The following is a 14,947-nucleotide window of genomic DNA, read 5'->3' as shown; positions in this document are numbered from 1 at the left end:
TGGAACAATGCCACATTTTGAAGACCGTCAGTTTAACTGTGAGAAGGAATTGACCCTTTCGATCATCGGGGGAAAATGGAAGATGCTCATTCTTTGGCACTTAGGTAAGGAAGGCACGAAACGCTTCGGGGAACTGAAAAGTCTGATGCCCGGCATTACGCAACGGATGCTCGTCAATCAACTGCGGGAACTCGAAGACCACCATATCATTCACCGAGAAGTCTATCCGGTCGTACCACCGAAGGTCGAATACTCGTTGACACCGCATGGACATAGCTTAATGCCGATTTTAGATGCGATGTATGACTGGGGTAAGGATTATGCAAAAAACGTTCTAGAGATCGACTTCGAACAACAAAAGATATCACCATAAAAAAGATGCTCATGGGTCTCGTCTCTTTTCAGAGATAAGTCCACGGAGCATCTTTTTAGGATTCTTCGGTCTTATAAATCTTCGACATTGCCAGTTCATCAACGTATTCGCCATCGATAAAGAGTGACGCAATCCGTGTACCTTCGATATTGAAGCCAAATTTATGATAGAGTTCGATTGCCCGCAGATTGTCTTTGCGAACCGTCAACTCGAGTCGGATGAGTCCCGCTTCAATCGCAAAGGCATCAACCGCTTCAAGTAGTCCCGCACCGAGTCCACGACCTGTATAGGCATCGAGCAAACCGATGACGAGGTTCGCCCGGTGACGGATCCGACTCGGCTCACCGCCAACGACGAGCACGTATCCGACGAGTTGGTCATCGACGTCCACGACGAAGATGTCCGAATTCGCAGCCTGACCGAACTTCTCGATGAACGCCTCAGCCTGTTCTGTTGACAGGACGCGTTCCTCCGGCTCATACAACATATATTTCGTTTCCCGATCAATGCGTCGCATCAAGTCCGATAAGGCTTTTCCGTCCATCAACGTGGCGCGTCGTATCATAGGTGTCAGCTCCTTTTCTTACAATATTACAGCCTATTTTCACTCTGCACAAAAATTATAAATAGTAAAAAATTAAGATAAATTCTTTAGGATAACTCCATGTTCATTCTTCCATTCGATCAATCCATTGGCACTTCTACCCGTAACAATATCAGCTGCTAACGACGGACTCGAAAACAATAAGTCTTCGATTACTATGTATTCTCCATCAATTATTTGAACTTTATTAGAGTCAATTAATTCTTTTCTTTTAACTTTCAATCGTTCAGAGAATGAACTGACAACTTCTGATGCAATTTTAGAGTTTTTGAAAACAACGAAACCTTCTGAAGTTTGAGCCCCCATACCGTCAGCACCTCTTGGCCCCTTTAAGTATAGAACGTTCTCGTTCTCAGTATCGATATTCTTTTGAACTTCTGAGAATAATTTATGTCCCAACATATTTACTAACATTTCAACATTCTCACCAAAAGTATTCATTTCAGCACGATCTGCCTCAGATATAGAAGGCATAGGGGGAATATTACCGTTTAAGATTTTATAACGGTTTGCTTTTTTTGCTTTATGATACAGTTTGTTCTCCAAATATTTAATATGTGCTTTATTCAAGTTTTCATCTTTACTAATAAACACAATCACTTCATTCCAAAAATCTTTTTCTCGTAAATGATCTTGAAGACGATTATACACTTCTTCAGCTTCACCAATATAAACTGCCTCTTCATCTTCTTCATTTCGACCAAACAACATATAAATTCCTGTGGAATTTAAGTTAGGTCGATCACTACATTTTTTAACTTCAGTGCGTGGAAGTCTGTAAGCGAGACCAGTCCAATTTGACAACTCACACGTTAATCTTCCATCAGAATTACCATCAATTAAAAACATTTTAATTGTTTGCCCAAATTTCATATTTCGTTCTCCTTATTAATTTTTTATTTTATTTCTATTATTTATAAATAGTTTTTTATACTAAAAAGTACTTGAACCCCTTTAATGAGATTCAAGTACTTTTTTGAAATCCACTGATTTCGTCGTATGGAGACGGTGGGAGTCGAACCCACGTCCGAAGGCATCGTATACTTAAGCTTCTACGTGTGTAGTCAATTTATTGGGATCTCGTCGTCAGGCTGCCAATTGACAGGCGTCCGTCCGACCAGTCTGATTCCATCTCTTCTCTTTCCCTCCAGACGGAAGGGTCCAAGCGTAGCCTGTTTAAAGTGAGACCCTAGAAATCAGCCGACCAGGCGACGGCTGCTAGGATCCGTAGCGGCAATTAAGCTGCTGCGAGTTGTGTGTTAGTTTTGCCAGTTATGGCTGGTGCGTTTTAACGAGGCCGACCCCTCGACACGCCACAGAAGACCGAACTACCCCCGTCGAATCCGTAACGTCCCCAAGATAATAAATTGGGGCTTTCCGAATACTAATATTCTAGCAGAAAAGTGTTACGGGTTCAATACTTTTGCTTATCGCGTAGTGCCCGGTCGATATCACGCTTCGCATCCTTCTTCTTCAGGTCGTCGCGTTTATCGAATTTTTTCTTCCCTCGTCCAAGCCCGATCAAGCATTTTGCGTAACCGTTCTTGATGTAGACCTTGAGCGGTACGATCGTATAGCCGTCCCGTGAGACTGCCCCGATCAAGTTTGCGATCTGTTTCTTGTGTAGCAACAACTTCCGTGGGCGGAGCTGTTCATGGTTGTACCGGTTCCCCTGTTCGAAGTGGGCGATGTTCGAATTCCAAAGAATCGCTTCTCCCCCATCGAACCGGACGAACGCGTCCCCGATACTGATTTTTCCTTTGCGGACCGATTTGATTTCCGTTCCCGTCAAGACGAGACCGGCTTCAATCGTATCCTCGATCGCATAATCGAACGAGGCCCGTTTGTTGTTCGCTAAGACTTTCGAATCTGTTCCCTTTGGCATGTTCATTCACCACATTTCCGATGCGGAAGCGCTTATTTGCGCTTCCGTTTCTTATTCGAGACCGCCTTATGGAATGGCGGCTTATCCTTTTTGTCTTTCAGCGCGAAGCCTTTGCCCTTCGACTGGTCCTTCGACTTGCCCGGACGTTTTGACTTGCCACGCCGGTCGTCCTTCTTCTTGTCGTCACGTTTTTGTCCCGGACGTCCACCGCTTGAGCGGATCGTCTTCGACTCGAACCGTTTCTTCGGCTGCCGTTCCGGCATCCCGACGACGCTAAAGTCAATCGTCCGTTCATCGATGTTGACGTTCGTGACCTTGATCTCGACGACATCCCCAATTCGGAACTGTTGCTTCGTCCGCTCACCGATTAGCTGATAGTTCGCTTCATCGTAGCGGTAGAAGTCATCCGTCATCGCTTGGATGTGGACGAGTCCTTCAATCGTGTTCGGCAATTCGACGAACATCCCGAAGTTCGTCACACCACTGACGACGCCTTCAAATGTCTCGCCGATGTGTTGCTCCATATACTCGGCTTTCTTCAAGGCATTCGTTTCCCGCTCAGCGTCAACCGCACGACGCTCGCGTTTTGACGAATGGTCGGCGATTTCCGGTAAGATTTCCGAGTACCGGTCTTGCGTCTTTTGCGACTTGTCATTGTAGACGACATATTCACGCAACAGACGGTGAACCATCAAGTCTGGATACCGACGGATTGGTGACGTGAAGTGCGTGTAGTAGTCCGTCGACAGACCGAAGTGACCGATTGGTTCGATGTCGTATTTCGCTTGTTGGAGCGAACGGAGCATGACCGTACTGACGACGGCTTCTTCCGGCTCACCTTCAACAGCGTTCAAAATCGATTGCAACGTTTTCGGTGCGACCGACTCACCCTTGCGTTCTACGTTGATGCCGAAGTTGCCGATGAACTTGAAGAACGTATCGAGACGTTCAGCTTTTGGCTCATCGTGAATCCGGTACATGAACGGTAATTTTTGACGCTGGATGTGCTCCGCGACCGTTTCGTTCGCTGCAAGCATGAACTCTTCAATCAGCTTCTCGGCGACTGACCGTTCCCGGAGGATGATCTCACTCGTCTTGCCTTCTTCGTTGACGAGGACCTTCGCTTCTGGGAAGTCGAAGTTGATCGCCCCACGACGTGAGCGACGTTCGCGCAGAATCGCTGCGAGTTCCGCCATCTTGTCGAAGTACTCGACGAGATCTTGGTACTTCGCGATTACTTCTTCGTCTTCGCGTTCGACGATTTTCCGGACGTCCGTGTACGTCATCCGTTCCGTCGTCTTGATGACACTTTGGAAGATTTCATGGTTGACGACAGCCCCGTTCGCGTCGATTTCCATGATACAGCTGAGTGTCAGGCGATCGACGTGCGGATTGAGCGAGCAGATCCCGTTCGATAACCGGTGAGGGATCATCGGGATGACGCGGTCGACGAGATAAACACTCGTTCCACGCTCACGCGCCTCTTCGTCGAGTGCTGAATCTTCTTTGACGTAATGCGAGACGTCGGCGATGTGGACACCAAGCTCGAAGTTGCCGTTCGCTAACTTCTTGACGTGAACCGCATCATCGAGGTCTTTTGCGTCCGCTCCGTCAATCGTCACCGTCAATTCATTCCGCAAATCAACGCGTCCGACTAAATCTTTCTCATCGATCTGATCCGGTACAGCGTTCGCCTCAGCGATTGCTTCCGGTGAGAAGTCGACGTTGATGCCGTGTTTATGGACGATCGACAAGATGTCGACGCCTGGGTCATTTTTGTGACCGATGATTTTCAAGACTTTCGCTGTTCCGGCGTAGCGACCATCCGGATACTTCGTGATCCGGGCGAGGACTTTATGACCATCGACGGCACCGAGTGTGTCTTCGTTCGCGACGACCGGTAAGAACGTCAATTTCGTATCATCCGGTTCGATATAAGCGATCGATTCAATCCGTCCTTTTGGACTGACGAACGTGCCGACGAAATCGGCTGGTCCGCGTGAGAGAATCTTAAGCAGTTTCCCTTCACGACGGTCGCCGCCGTTTGATTCGGCAAACACTTTGACGAGGACACGGTCGCCGTTATAGACGTTCTTCAGTTCCGGTGCCGGCAAGAAGATATCACCTTCTGAGCCGTCTTCCGGTGAGACGAAACCGAATCCGCGTTGGTGAACGGAAATCTTCCCTGCGACTTGACCGATTTGCGCAAGCGTTCCGTATTTGTTCGAGCGTGTCCGGGCAATCAACGCTTCGTCTTCCATGGCGTTTAGCGTCCGAATCAATTCCTTGAATGCTTCCGTATCCGCTAGTTCTAGTTTTTTCGTTAATTGATCAATCGACAACGGACGTTCTTCCGTCGTGATGACCGTTAGTATTCGTTCACGTAATTCCAACGTGACACCTCCAGTTACTTGCTCCAGTTCAATGACTCTAGGAAGTCCAAGATGTCAGAGTGGAGCTGGTCTTTTTCTTTATCGAGCGTAATGACGTGACCTGAGTTCTCATACCAGATCAGCTCTTTTTGGAAGGCACTGACTCCATCATGAATGATGTTCGCAGAGTCGGTGTTGATCATGTGATCGTTGCGTGCTTGGACGACGAGCGTCGGTGCGTAGACGTCCTCAAGCGAGTCGCGTGTCTCACGCAGCAGTTCCTGCAAGTCCTTCAAGGTCGGCATCGGTTCGAAGGACGCCATCTCTTGGTCGATCTCTTCTTGCGATTTACCTTCTCGCTTCTTGAATTCTCGTGCGTACTCGGTGACTCCTGCATACATGACTTCTTCACTTTTGATGTAGGCGGGTGCACACATCGGGATGACCGCTTTTACCGGACGGTTCATCGATAACTTCAGCGACATGACACCGCCAAGCGACAGTCCGCAAACGGCGATTTCGTCATAACCTTTATCGACGAGTTCTTGATATCCGGCAAGGACATCCTGCCACCAGTCGGCTGGCCCGGTCTTCGTCAGCTCTTCGGGTGGGGCAGCGTGCCCTTTATATTGTGGTGCAAGGGACGTATAGCCCTGTTTTTGTAGATAGCGACCGAGGATGCGGACATCCGCGCTCGATCCCGTGAATCCGTGTAATAGTAAAACGGCACGTGGGCCGGCTTCGAAAAAGAATGGTTTCGGTAAAGTGATTTTCATAAAATGATTCCCCCTCTAACTCTATACCCCATATCCGGAAAAATTGAATATCGAGAAATACAAAAAACGACAGCGCGATCATACGGCTGTCGTTTCAATGCTCACTTATAAAAAGCGACGAGTAACGCCAAGATGAAGAGTAATGCTCCTAAGATAGACGCCACACGATTTAGGACCGCATCCAAGCCACGAGCTTTTTGGCGACCAAATAATTGTTCTGCTCCACCCGTCAATGCTCCGAGTCCGGTCGTACGACCCGACATCAATAGAACGACGATGATGAGAAGAACGGAAACGACGATGAGGCCGACAAGAGCCACGTTATGAATGATCATCGATGATCCTCCTTCAGTAATATACGCTTCTTTCATTATAGAGAAAAACAAGTACGGGAACAAGGAATAGATTTAGGAACTTTTTCCTGCGTCCTTTACCCGACGAAAAGAGACACCTGAATCATCGACTCAGATGTCTTAAATACTTATTGTTTAATCAATTCGAGATCAACTGGGATGTTCTTCTCGACTGATTCACCCTTTAAGTGCTTGATTGCTGTCTCGACACCCATCTTCCCGATTTCAGTCGGTTTTTGAGCAATCGTTCCTGCCATTTTTCCGTCTTTGACGGCTTTGACCGCATCATCCGTTGCATCGAAGCCGATGACTTTCACATCATTCAGACCCGCTGCTTTTAACGCTTCAACCGCACCGAGTGCCATTTCATCATTATGAGCGAAGACAGCTTTGATGTCTTTGTTGTTTTGAAGGATGTTCTCCATGACCGACAATCCTTTTGCCCGGTCGAAGTTTGCTGCTTGTTTTGCGACGACGTCAAGTTTACCGTCGACTGCTTCATGGAACCCTTTACCACGGTCACGAGTTGCGGATGCTCCTGGAATTCCTTCGAGTTCAACGACTTTTGCTTTATCGCCGACGAGTTCGATCATGAACTCACCTGCTTGTTTCCCACCCGCGACGTTATCTGACGCGATGTGTGCGACGACGTCGCCTGCTTCTGCGTTCCGGTCAACTGTGATGACGGGAATGTTCGCATCGTTTGCTGTTTGAACGGCTGCACCAACTGCTGCTGAATCCGTTGGGTTGATCAAGATGAGATCGACTTTCTTTTGAACCATGTCTTCGATGTCGCTTGCTTGTTTTGCTGCATCATCTTGTGCATCGGCGACTTGAAGTGTTGCGCCTTGTGCTTTTGCTTCTTGTTCTGCCCCTTCTTTTAACGAGACGAAGAATGGGTTGTTGAGGGTTGAAATCGAAAGACCGATTTTGAAATCCTTCGTCTTCTTCGTTTCACCGTTGCTGCTGCCTGGCTGTTCCGTCGAACAGGCTGCTGCGAAGACCATTAATGCCATCATGACGACTGCAAGTAGTTTTTTCATCTGTAAATCCTCCTTTTTGAGTGTGGGTTACGCTGCTTGTTTCCGGTCCGCGAGTACCGCGAACAAAATGACTAAACCTTTGACGACGAGTTGGAAGAACGAGGAGACACCAAGCAAGTTAAGTCCGTTGTTCAGTGTTCCGATGATCAAGGCACCAATCAAGGTACCGACAATCCAGCCACGACCACCTGAGAGGCTCGTCCCACCAAGGACGACCGCCGCGATGGCGTCGAGTTCGTACGATGTCCCCGCCGTCGGCTGTGCCGAGTTCAGACGAGACGTCAGGATGATGCCGGCAAGTGCTGCCATCAAGCCTGAGAGTGAGTAAATCATGATCTTCACTTTATTAACTTGAATCCCCATCAACTTCGCTGCTTCTTCGTTGCCACCAATCGCATACGTATAGCGACCGAACGTCGTCTTCTTTAAGATGAAGTAGAGAACCGCAAAGGCAAGCAACATCGTTAGAACCGGTACTGGGAAGATCCAGAAGTAGCCGCGTCCGAACAGTTCGAACCAGCCACCTTGGCTAAGTCCAGTGATTGGTTTCCCGTCCGTATAGACGAGCGTCAAGCCTCGGAAAATCGTCATCGTCGCAAGTGTTGCGATGAACGGTGCGACTTTCCCGAGTGAGATGACCATTCCGTTCAACGCACCCATGACAGCTCCGACGATCAATCCGGCGAGAACAGCGATCAACGCTGACATTCCATCCGTCATCAGACCCGCGACGAAGGCGGACGAGAGGGCGAGAATCGAGCCGACCGATAAATCAATCCCACCCGTCAGAATGACGAACGTCATCCCGAAGGCAATCAAGGCATTGATCGAGACTTGTCGTAAGATGTTAAATAAATTATTCAATGTTAAAAAGTCCGGTTCCATGATCGAGACGACGAGGACGATCGCGAACAATCCTGCGAGTGGTCCAAGCTTTTGTCCGATCCCAAGACGTCTCGGTTTTGCTTCCGTTACCTTGCCTTGCATCAATTCCATATCATTGTCCTCCTGTCGCAAGTGTCATGATGCTTTCTTGCGTCGCTTCCTGTCGTGTCAACATGCCGCTCATCTTGCCTTCGCGCATGACGTAGACGCGGTCGCTCATCCCGAGAATCTCCGGGAGGTCCGAGCTGACCATGATGATTGCGACCCCCGCCGCAGCGAGTTCGTTCATGATGAGGTAAATCTCTTTCTTCGCCCCGACATCAACACCACGTGTTGGTTCGTCGAGTATCAAGACTTTTGGTTGTGTCCCGAGCCATTTCGCGAGGACGACCTTCTGTTGGTTCCCCCCGGATAGTGACTTCGCCGGTTGGTCCATCGAGCTATGGCGGACCGAGAGCGACTTCAAGTACCCTTCTGCGAAATCACGTTCTGCCTGATCCTTGATGACACCGGATCTTGATAACGAACGGATCGTCGGCAGTGAGATGTTCTCACGCAGTGAAAAGTCGAGGAACAATCCTTCGCCTTTGCGGTCTTCGGTCAAAAAGCCGATACCTTGGCGAATCGCGTCGTACGGTGTCTTGATCTTCAGCGCCTGTCCGTTCAGCTCGATTGTTCCATCTTTCAGGCGATCGACTCCGAACAGTCCCCGCATCACTTCCGTCCGCCCAGCACCCATCAAACCCGAGAAGCCGATGATTTCGCCAGCTTTGACGGAGAACGAAACATCGTCAAACCGTTTCCCGCTCGCCTGCTTGACTTCAAGGACGGTCGCGCCAATCGAAACATCACGATCCGGATACCGTTCTCCCATCTCGCGACCAACCATCTCCCGAACAATCTGTTCGAACGATGTCTCAGGAATCGCGTGCGTTGAGACGGAAATCCCGTCCCGTAAGACCGTGATCCGGTCGCAGAGCTCGAAAATTTCCTCCATTCGGTGCGAGATATAGACGATCGAGACACCTTGATTACGCAGTGCCGTTGCGACGCTGAATAAGGCGCGAATTTCCCGCTCCGTCAGTGCTGCCGTCGGTTCATCCATGATGATGACCTTCGCGTCCGTCATCAAGGCTTTCGCAATCTCGATCATCTGTTGTTGACCGACCGACAAGGTCCGGGCAAGTTGATCGACGTCCATGAAGACGTTCAATTCCGCGAGTTCGCGTTCTGCCTGGCGCTTCATCTCCCCTTGCTTGAGAATCCCAAAGCGTGACTTCAGTTCCCGTCCAAGGAATAAGTTCTCCGTCACCGTCAAATCGGGGAGGATGTTCAGTTCCTGGTGGATGAAGGCGATTCCCGCCTCTTCGGCAAGCTTCGGATTCTTATACTCGACGACCTGTCCATCAACCCGGATCGTCCCCGCGTCCGCTTTATGGACACCGGTCAAAATCTTCATCAATGTCGATTTCCCAGCACCGTTCTCTCCCATCAAGGCATGAATCTCACCCGCTGCGAGGTCGAAGTCAACGCCTTTAAGGACGGGAACAGGACCGAATGCTTTTTTAATACCTGTCATCTCGATACGCATCGCACGACCCCCTTAAAAGATTACGCCGGAACGGAAGATAACATTTGCGTACGGTGTCGCTTCCCCGGTCCGGATGATGACCTTCGCCTGCTGCGTCAATTTCTTGAATTCTTCATGTGAGACGAACGTCGTCTCAATCTGCATGTCTTCCAGTGCCTCAAGGACATTCGGATTCGCTTCCTTGATCTCCGTTGCGAGTGTCAGTTGTTCGATCGCCATGTCACCAGCAACGACACGGACGACATCGAGAAATGACGGTGTGCCAAGTTCAAGTGCTAAATCGATTCGTGCAACACCGTCTGGAATCGGTAAGCCGCAATCGGCGATGACGATCGTATCGGTATGACCAAGATCGGTCAGGACCTTACTGATATGACTGTTTAAGATACCGTGCTTCTTCATGCGTCTCCCTCCATCTGTTTCCGTGTTGGCATGCCGCCTTGTGCGCCGAGTGCGCGGATCGATAAACCGGCTGCTCGATTCGCGAAACGAATCGCTTCAACGAGCGATTGTCCTTCGGTTAAAGCGACAGCTAAAGCACCGTTGAACGTATCTCCCGCCCCCGTCGTATCGACGACGGTCGTCTCAATCGCTGGAATCGTCACGATCGACTCTCCGTCGTAGAAGCGTGCCCCCCGACTGCCTTCCGTTACGATTAATTTATTCGGGTATTCCATCAACCAATGTTCGATCGGCTGGTCTTGTCCGAAAATCAAGCCGCATTCATGTTCGTTTGGCGTTAAGTACGTGACGTGTTCAATCAATTCCGGACTGAGTGACATCGCTGGTGCTGGATTCAAGACGACCGGAATGCCGGCCGCATGTGCTTCCCGAGCAACGGTCTCGACCGTTTCGATTGGAATCTCAAGCTGTAGTAAGATGATTTCACTGTCTGCAAGAATCGGTGCGAGTGTATCCTCCGCAAATTGTACATGTTGATTAGCAGACTGAACGACGACGATCGAGTTATCGCCTTCAGCGAGCGTGATGTGTGCTGTGCCCGTCCGTTCGCCTTCAATTGTTTGCAAGTGTGTCGTCTGTACCCCTTGCGTTTTGAAGTTTTCGCGAATCGCTTCACCGTTTGCGTCACTGCCGACACAACCAATCATTTCGACGGTACTGCCGAGACGCGCGACTGCTACGGCTTGGTTCGCACCTTTTCCGCCCGGTACGGTATGAAAGGCATCCCCGATGACCGTTTCGCCTGCGCCTGGACGGCGTTTGCTTTCGACGACGAGATCCATCGAGATACTACCGATGACACTGATTTGTTTCATGCTTCCTCATCCTTCCGTTTCGTCGTTTCCCGTTCGATGATCTCAACTGTTAACTCATGATGGACGGCGGCAATCGGCGTGCCTTCGATCCGCTGAATCAAGAGTTTCGCGGCTAGCTCCCCCATTTGATAGATTGGCTGCGCAATCGTCGTCAACGGCGGTGAAATCATTTGTCCGAGTTCGATCCCGTCATAGCCGATCACTTGCAGTTCATCCGGAATCGTAATCCCGCGTTCCGCCGCAACTTGGATTGCTGCCGCAGCAATGACATCACTCGCAGCAAAGATCCCGTTACAGTGATAATGATCAAAGAGATAGTTCGCTGCGTCGAGCGCCCCTTGAAAGTGGAACGGTGACTCGATACTTGCGACGAGATGCGTTCCGGCGATTTCCTCGAAACCGTCCCGTCTTTTCTTGATCGTCGGGAGTTTTGACGGACCACTGATGACGGCTAATTCAGTTGCACCCGCTTCAAGTAAAAGCGAAGCTGCCTTCTTCCCACCTTCGTATCCGTTTGACGTTACCGTCGGAATCGCACCTTGTAACACACGGTCTAACGCTACGACCGGCACTTCGAGTTCTTCATAGTTCGGATTGTTCGAGTAGTTTGTCGTGATGATCAATCCGTCGACATGCATTGCCTCGAGTGACTTGATATATTCGCGTTCTTTCTGAAACTGTTCGTCTGTGTTACACAAAATGACCTGAAAACCATGTTGATGTGCCATATCTTCCACAGCCCGTGCGAGTTGTGGGAAGAACGGGTTCGTGATGTCTGGAACGATCAACCCGATCAGTCCGGACCGTTTTTGGAACAACGATCGCGCGACCCGGTTCGGTCGATAATCCAATTGTTTGATTGCCTGAAGCACCGCCTTACGCGATTTCTCACTGACATAACCCTTTTCGTTCATGACGCGTGAGACCGTCGCGACGGAGACATGTGCCGCTTTCGCTACTTCCCGGATGGTCGACATGTTTCGCCACCTCTTTCTTTTGATAACGCTTACAAGAATCATCATATTGTGTAACCGGTTACACATCAATCTTTTTTGTATAAAATATATTTTATTTTTTTCGAATCCTTGGATGAAACCATAAAAAAGAAGCCTGATACCGCATCAGACTTAAGATCATACCGTATTAACGTTCACTTAAAAGCTCTGGAACACTCTTAAATAAAGACGATCAGCGAGAGACCTATCAGAATATTGATGAACCCTAACCAGTCCGTCGCTTTTGTATATAACGATGGCTTATCTTTTTTGACGCTATCGTTAAGGAACATCAGTGTCACGGCAATAACGGTTGTTACGCCAAGTGGAGCGTTTAGAAAACTATCGGAATACGTAAATAAATTATTCGTAATGTAGACACTGTTTAAGACGGACAAACCAAACAAGATTTTCTGCACGTAAGCCACTCCTATAATTATTAAGATCTGATTTCGTTCTTTCTCTATTATAGAATATTCTTCCAGAAATCCTTCCTTACATTATCGAAAGAAAGCATTTAGATTCGGACGCAAATAAACCATGAGGCAGTGTTACATCACCTCACGGTTTATGAATTATCAGCTTAGGACGGAAATCAATGAACATCTCTACTTCGCTTCTTTTTACTTTTCTTCTCTGTATACAAGCGACGGATCAAGGCAACAACGAACGCAACGATTGCGAGCGGCTCGAACAAATAGATCAACAGGAACGTGACATCAATAACAGCATCCTCTGGATTATAACGAATGATGTAGAGCGCCCCTGGTAAGATGGCGATTAATCCACCGATTCCGAGAGCTGTTCCCAAAATCAGACTCTGACGCGAAAACCGGCTCGTGATTTGGTACAAGCCGATGAATAGTATGAGTTCCGTAAAATAGATGAGGCGCAATGGGATGTCACCAATCGACGTATCAAGCCCTAAAAACAAAAACCGAAATAGCATGTCGATTCCCCCTTCCCTCTAGTTTTACCCAGAACAGCGTCCTCGTAATGCTTGATTTCCAGTTTCCCTGCATATCCTCGCTTTAATTAGGGAATAGCTAGAGAGTTACAGTCACACACAGAGAGTTGGGATTGCATGAAGGAAGAACACTCGATGAAGGTCGTCAGTTGTTTGAATGATTATTTCGAACGTCATCAGCAGCCCCTTCAGGTCGATCTCTTACGAGGTCTACCACCGATCGTACTATTGTTGCGCGATGATGCGAAACGCGCTTTTCCAAAAGAAGCGAACTTACACGATGAACTGTTACAAGATATAAAACGACTCGTTCAAGAATGTCTCGATCCAGATACCCTACGCGAACTCGGAATCGATGTGGATCTCCCAGATTTTTTCGTGACGCGTGCACCGCTTCATTCTGCCCATCATTATCTCGTTACATTCATTGAAGATTGATCGTATGTTAAAAGCAGCTATCTTTTCTTTCACGCATTTCCGTGAAAGAAGAAATAGCTGCTTTTTTGTAGATAGCAAAAAACCGATAGAGCCGCAGCACTACCGGTTTGACTTCCCATCACACAGAAGAAGATGACTTAATTTTCAACCTCAAGAATCGCTTCGATTTCAGCTTCTACTTCTTTGTTGACCATTTGTGAACGTTTTTTTCGTAACTCCAGATCCATTTCCTGATCGATGAAATGGTTCGTATGTTTATCAAAACAATCAAAACAAATCGGATAAAAATCTTTTGCTTCTTTGTTTAATGAGTTGAATTCCCACGTATCGAGTTCCAAGTAACTGACTTGGTTGTTCGTTTCAGTTCCACAAATTTCACACTTCATGTTCATTGCCTCCTTAGACGTCGAGCTTCGCTTTTTCGAGTTGGCGTTCCTGACGTTCCTTGATACGCTTCAAACGTCCATGATACTTCATGATGTTCGCTTGTGATTGTTTTGCTTCTTCAGTTGTCGGCTCCAAATCAGCGATTCCCCAGTATTTGACGACGACGTCTAATACTTGGTCGAAGTATTGAAGTGGTCCATAGTTCGTATCAACAGCAATCGTCTTCATGCGTTCTGTAAAGTCAGGCATGACAGCACCCGGCATCGAGAAGTTAATGATGACATCTTCGAAGAAGACGATGAAGTTCGGATCAAGCTCTAAGTGTGCTTTGACCGTGTCACGATAGAACGCATAATGCAATGCTTCGTCTTTCGCTAGACGACGGAGTAACGTTGCTAAGTCCTTATCGTGGGCACCTGCGATCTTCGCGACGTTGTTGTAAAAGACGAGTGTCGCTAACTCTTGCAGCGATGTGTATGCCATCGTCGCTAACGGATTCGTGAAGTCCGGGAACCAGCCACTTTCAACGACGCGTCTTCTTAACTGATGAAGTCGTGTCGGATTGACGTTCCGCGTGACGAGTAAATACGTCTCGAGTAAGTTCGAATGCTGATCTTCTTCCGCTGTCCACGTCCGAACGAAATCATTGATGACTTCCATTGAGTTCTTAAATGTATAGTCTAAGTGCGACGTATACCAAGGTAAGTTGACCTCTGTCAGCAATGCCGTTTCGATCGCTACGATGACACCTTCTGGAAGCGTAACTTGGCTTTCGTCCCAAGGAACACGTTTAAAGGACATCGCCTTATCCCATGGAATGAACTCGTGATAGCTCCAGTCAATATTGGCTGAACGCTCCTTGTGTAGTCGATATAACTCTTGAATGCGTGGTTCTAAACGGATATCTAAATCTGAATTTAACATGATCTTATCTCCTTTAGACGTATTTTTCATCTTCATTAACCAAGATGTAATTAATCCCTATAACTATTTGATTTGCA

18 protein-coding genes and 1 other RNA gene are annotated in these 14,947 nt (G+C 48.2%); 2 read left to right on the top strand and 17 right to left on the bottom strand.

All coding sequences use genetic code 11. The annotated features are described in order from the left end of the window. The first annotated feature begins 7 nt into the window (after positions 1 to 7). The gene (locus ACV3PA_RS05990; RefSeq protein ID WP_029342458.1) at positions 8 to 373 is read left to right on the top strand and encodes a transcriptional activator HxlR; all 366 of its coding nucleotides are present in this window, start codon (positions 8 to 10) and stop codon (positions 371 to 373) included. A gap of 55 nt (positions 374 to 428) precedes the next feature. On the opposite strand, the gene ACV3PA_RS05985 is transcribed toward ACV3PA_RS05990, so the two are convergent. The 15 genes from ACV3PA_RS05985 to ACV3PA_RS05915 form a co-directional block, all read right to left on the bottom strand. After that, positions 429 to 938, bottom strand: coding sequence for a GNAT family N-acetyltransferase (locus ACV3PA_RS05985; RefSeq protein WP_456125826.1), 510 nt, complete (start codon positions 936 to 938; stop codon positions 429 to 431). A 72-nt stretch (positions 939 to 1,010) separates the two neighbouring features. Next, positions 1,011 to 1,850 carry a GIY-YIG nuclease family protein gene (locus ACV3PA_RS05980; RefSeq protein WP_456125825.1) on the bottom strand — a complete coding sequence of 280 codons (840 nt, stop codon included), beginning with the start codon at positions 1,848 to 1,850 and terminating at the stop codon, positions 1,011 to 1,013. A gap of 124 nt (positions 1,851 to 1,974) precedes the next feature. After that, positions 1,975 to 2,333: a transfer-messenger RNA gene (gene ssrA / locus ACV3PA_RS05975) on the bottom strand. Positions 2,334 to 2,391: 58 nt separating this feature from the next. Then, positions 2,392 to 2,862 (bottom strand): SsrA-binding protein SmpB, encoded by a 471-nt coding sequence (gene smpB / locus ACV3PA_RS05970; RefSeq protein ID WP_029342464.1) that lies wholly within the window; start codon positions 2,860 to 2,862, stop codon positions 2,392 to 2,394. Between the two features lie 32 nt (positions 2,863 to 2,894). Then, positions 2,895 to 5,255 carry a ribonuclease R gene (gene rnr / locus ACV3PA_RS05965; RefSeq protein WP_053454157.1) on the bottom strand — a complete coding sequence of 787 codons (2,361 nt, stop codon included), beginning with the start codon at positions 5,253 to 5,255 and terminating at the stop codon, positions 2,895 to 2,897. 14 nt (positions 5,256 to 5,269) lie between these two features. Further along, complete coding sequence (locus ACV3PA_RS05960; protein WP_035409936.1) at positions 5,270 to 6,010, bottom strand: alpha/beta hydrolase; 741 nt, start codon at positions 6,008 to 6,010, stop codon at positions 5,270 to 5,272. Positions 6,011 to 6,111: 101 nt separating this feature from the next. Next, the gene (gene secG / locus ACV3PA_RS05955; RefSeq protein ID WP_023469201.1) at positions 6,112 to 6,345 is read right to left on the bottom strand and encodes a preprotein translocase subunit SecG; all 234 of its coding nucleotides are present in this window, start codon (positions 6,343 to 6,345) and stop codon (positions 6,112 to 6,114) included. Between the two features lie 146 nt (positions 6,346 to 6,491). Continuing rightward, positions 6,492 to 7,406, bottom strand: coding sequence for a ribose ABC transporter substrate-binding protein RbsB (gene rbsB, locus ACV3PA_RS05950; protein WP_053454158.1), 915 nt, complete (start codon positions 7,404 to 7,406; stop codon positions 6,492 to 6,494). Positions 7,407 to 7,433: 27 nt separating this feature from the next. Further along, complete coding sequence (gene rbsC / locus ACV3PA_RS05945) at positions 7,434 to 8,402, bottom strand: ribose ABC transporter permease (protein ID WP_053454159.1); 969 nt, start codon at positions 8,400 to 8,402, stop codon at positions 7,434 to 7,436. Position 8,403: 1 nt separating this feature from the next. Next, a complete protein-coding gene (locus ACV3PA_RS05940; RefSeq protein ID WP_053454160.1) occupies positions 8,404 to 9,882 on the bottom strand; it encodes a sugar ABC transporter ATP-binding protein in 1,479 nt (492 codons plus the stop codon). A 12-nt stretch (positions 9,883 to 9,894) separates the two neighbouring features. After that, positions 9,895 to 10,284, bottom strand: coding sequence for a D-ribose pyranase (gene rbsD / locus ACV3PA_RS05935; RefSeq protein WP_456125824.1), 390 nt, complete (start codon positions 10,282 to 10,284; stop codon positions 9,895 to 9,897). Next, entirely contained in the window at positions 10,281 to 11,159 is an 879-nt protein-coding gene (gene rbsK / locus ACV3PA_RS05930; protein ID WP_456125823.1) for a ribokinase, read from the bottom strand. The genes rbsD and rbsK overlap by 4 nt, the downstream gene beginning before the upstream one ends. Next, the gene (locus ACV3PA_RS05925) at positions 11,156 to 12,136 is read right to left on the bottom strand and encodes a LacI family DNA-binding transcriptional regulator (protein ID WP_053454163.1); all 981 of its coding nucleotides are present in this window, start codon (positions 12,134 to 12,136) and stop codon (positions 11,156 to 11,158) included. The genes rbsK and ACV3PA_RS05925 overlap by 4 nt, the downstream gene beginning before the upstream one ends. A 197-nt stretch (positions 12,137 to 12,333) precedes the next feature. Then, positions 12,334 to 12,573, bottom strand: coding sequence for a hypothetical protein (locus tag ACV3PA_RS05920; protein ID WP_053454164.1), 240 nt, complete (start codon positions 12,571 to 12,573; stop codon positions 12,334 to 12,336). A gap of 176 nt (positions 12,574 to 12,749) precedes the next feature. Next, a complete protein-coding gene (locus ACV3PA_RS05915) occupies positions 12,750 to 13,103 on the bottom strand; it encodes a hypothetical protein (protein ID WP_052019103.1) in 354 nt (117 codons plus the stop codon). Between the two features lie 153 nt (positions 13,104 to 13,256). Here ACV3PA_RS05915 and ACV3PA_RS05910 point away from each other — a divergent pair, with 153 nt between their 5' ends. Then, the gene (locus ACV3PA_RS05910; RefSeq protein ID WP_456125822.1) at positions 13,257 to 13,559 is read left to right on the top strand and encodes a hypothetical protein; all 303 of its coding nucleotides are present in this window, start codon (positions 13,257 to 13,259) and stop codon (positions 13,557 to 13,559) included. A gap of 137 nt (positions 13,560 to 13,696) precedes the next feature. Here the strand turns inward: ACV3PA_RS05910 and ACV3PA_RS05905 are convergent, their stop codons facing one another. Both ACV3PA_RS05905 and ACV3PA_RS05900 read right to left on the bottom strand, forming a co-directional pair. Continuing rightward, positions 13,697 to 13,945 carry a hypothetical protein gene (locus ACV3PA_RS05905; protein WP_231925650.1) on the bottom strand — a complete coding sequence of 83 codons (249 nt, stop codon included), beginning with the start codon at positions 13,943 to 13,945 and terminating at the stop codon, positions 13,697 to 13,699. Between the two features lie 13 nt (positions 13,946 to 13,958). Further along, the gene (locus ACV3PA_RS05900; RefSeq protein WP_053454166.1) at positions 13,959 to 14,870 is read right to left on the bottom strand and encodes an acyl-ACP desaturase; all 912 of its coding nucleotides are present in this window, start codon (positions 14,868 to 14,870) and stop codon (positions 13,959 to 13,961) included. Between the last annotated feature and the right edge of the window lie 77 nt (positions 14,871 to 14,947).

It is taken from the genome of Exiguobacterium sp. EA-TM-5 (assembly GCF_053878415.1).
This window is presented reverse-complemented; position numbering and strand designations above follow the sequence as displayed.

Excerpts from the sequence above, each read along its gene's own strand:
- ACV3PA_RS05900 (WP_053454166.1), bottom strand. The coding sequence starts at position 14,870 with ATGTTAAATTCAGATTTAGATATCCGTTTAGAACCACGCATTCAAGAG.
- ACV3PA_RS05905 (WP_231925650.1), bottom strand. The coding sequence starts at position 13,945 with ATGAAGTGTGAAATTTGTGGAACTGAAACGAACAACCAAGTCAGTTAC.
- rbsB (WP_053454158.1), bottom strand. The coding sequence starts at position 7,406 with ATGAAAAAACTACTTGCAGTCGTCATGATGGCATTAATGGTCTTCGCA.
- ACV3PA_RS05940 (WP_053454160.1), bottom strand. The coding sequence starts at position 9,882 with ATGCGTATCGAGATGACAGGTATTAAAAAAGCATTCGGTCCTGTTCCC.
- ACV3PA_RS05960 (WP_035409936.1), bottom strand. The coding sequence starts at position 6,010 with ATGAAAATCACTTTACCGAAACCATTCTTTTTCGAAGCCGGCCCACGT.
- ACV3PA_RS05925 (WP_053454163.1), bottom strand. The coding sequence starts at position 12,136 with ATGTCGACCATCCGGGAAGTAGCGAAAGCGGCACATGTCTCCGTCGCG.
- ACV3PA_RS05910 (WP_456125822.1), top strand. The coding sequence starts at position 13,257 with ATGAAGGTCGTCAGTTGTTTGAATGATTATTTCGAACGTCATCAGCAG.
- ACV3PA_RS05980 (WP_456125825.1), bottom strand. The coding sequence starts at position 1,850 with ATGAAATTTGGGCAAACAATTAAAATGTTTTTAATTGATGGTAATTCT.
- secG (WP_023469201.1), bottom strand. The coding sequence starts at position 6,345 with ATGATCATTCATAACGTGGCTCTTGTCGGCCTCATCGTCGTTTCCGTT.
- smpB (WP_029342464.1), bottom strand. The coding sequence starts at position 2,862 with ATGCCAAAGGGAACAGATTCGAAAGTCTTAGCGAACAACAAACGGGCC.
- ACV3PA_RS05990 (WP_029342458.1), top strand. The coding sequence starts at position 8 with ATGCCACATTTTGAAGACCGTCAGTTTAACTGTGAGAAGGAATTGACC.
- ACV3PA_RS05985 (WP_456125826.1), bottom strand. The coding sequence starts at position 938 with ATGATACGACGCGCCACGTTGATGGACGGAAAAGCCTTATCGGACTTG.
- rbsD (WP_456125824.1), bottom strand. The coding sequence starts at position 10,284 with ATGAAGAAGCACGGTATCTTAAACAGTCATATCAGTAAGGTCCTGACC.
- rbsK (WP_456125823.1), bottom strand. The coding sequence starts at position 11,159 with ATGAAACAAATCAGTGTCATCGGTAGTATCTCGATGGATCTCGTCGTC.
- rbsC (WP_053454159.1), bottom strand. The coding sequence starts at position 8,402 with ATGGAATTGATGCAAGGCAAGGTAACGGAAGCAAAACCGAGACGTCTT.
- ACV3PA_RS05915 (WP_052019103.1), bottom strand. The coding sequence starts at position 13,103 with ATGCTATTTCGGTTTTTGTTTTTAGGGCTTGATACGTCGATTGGTGAC.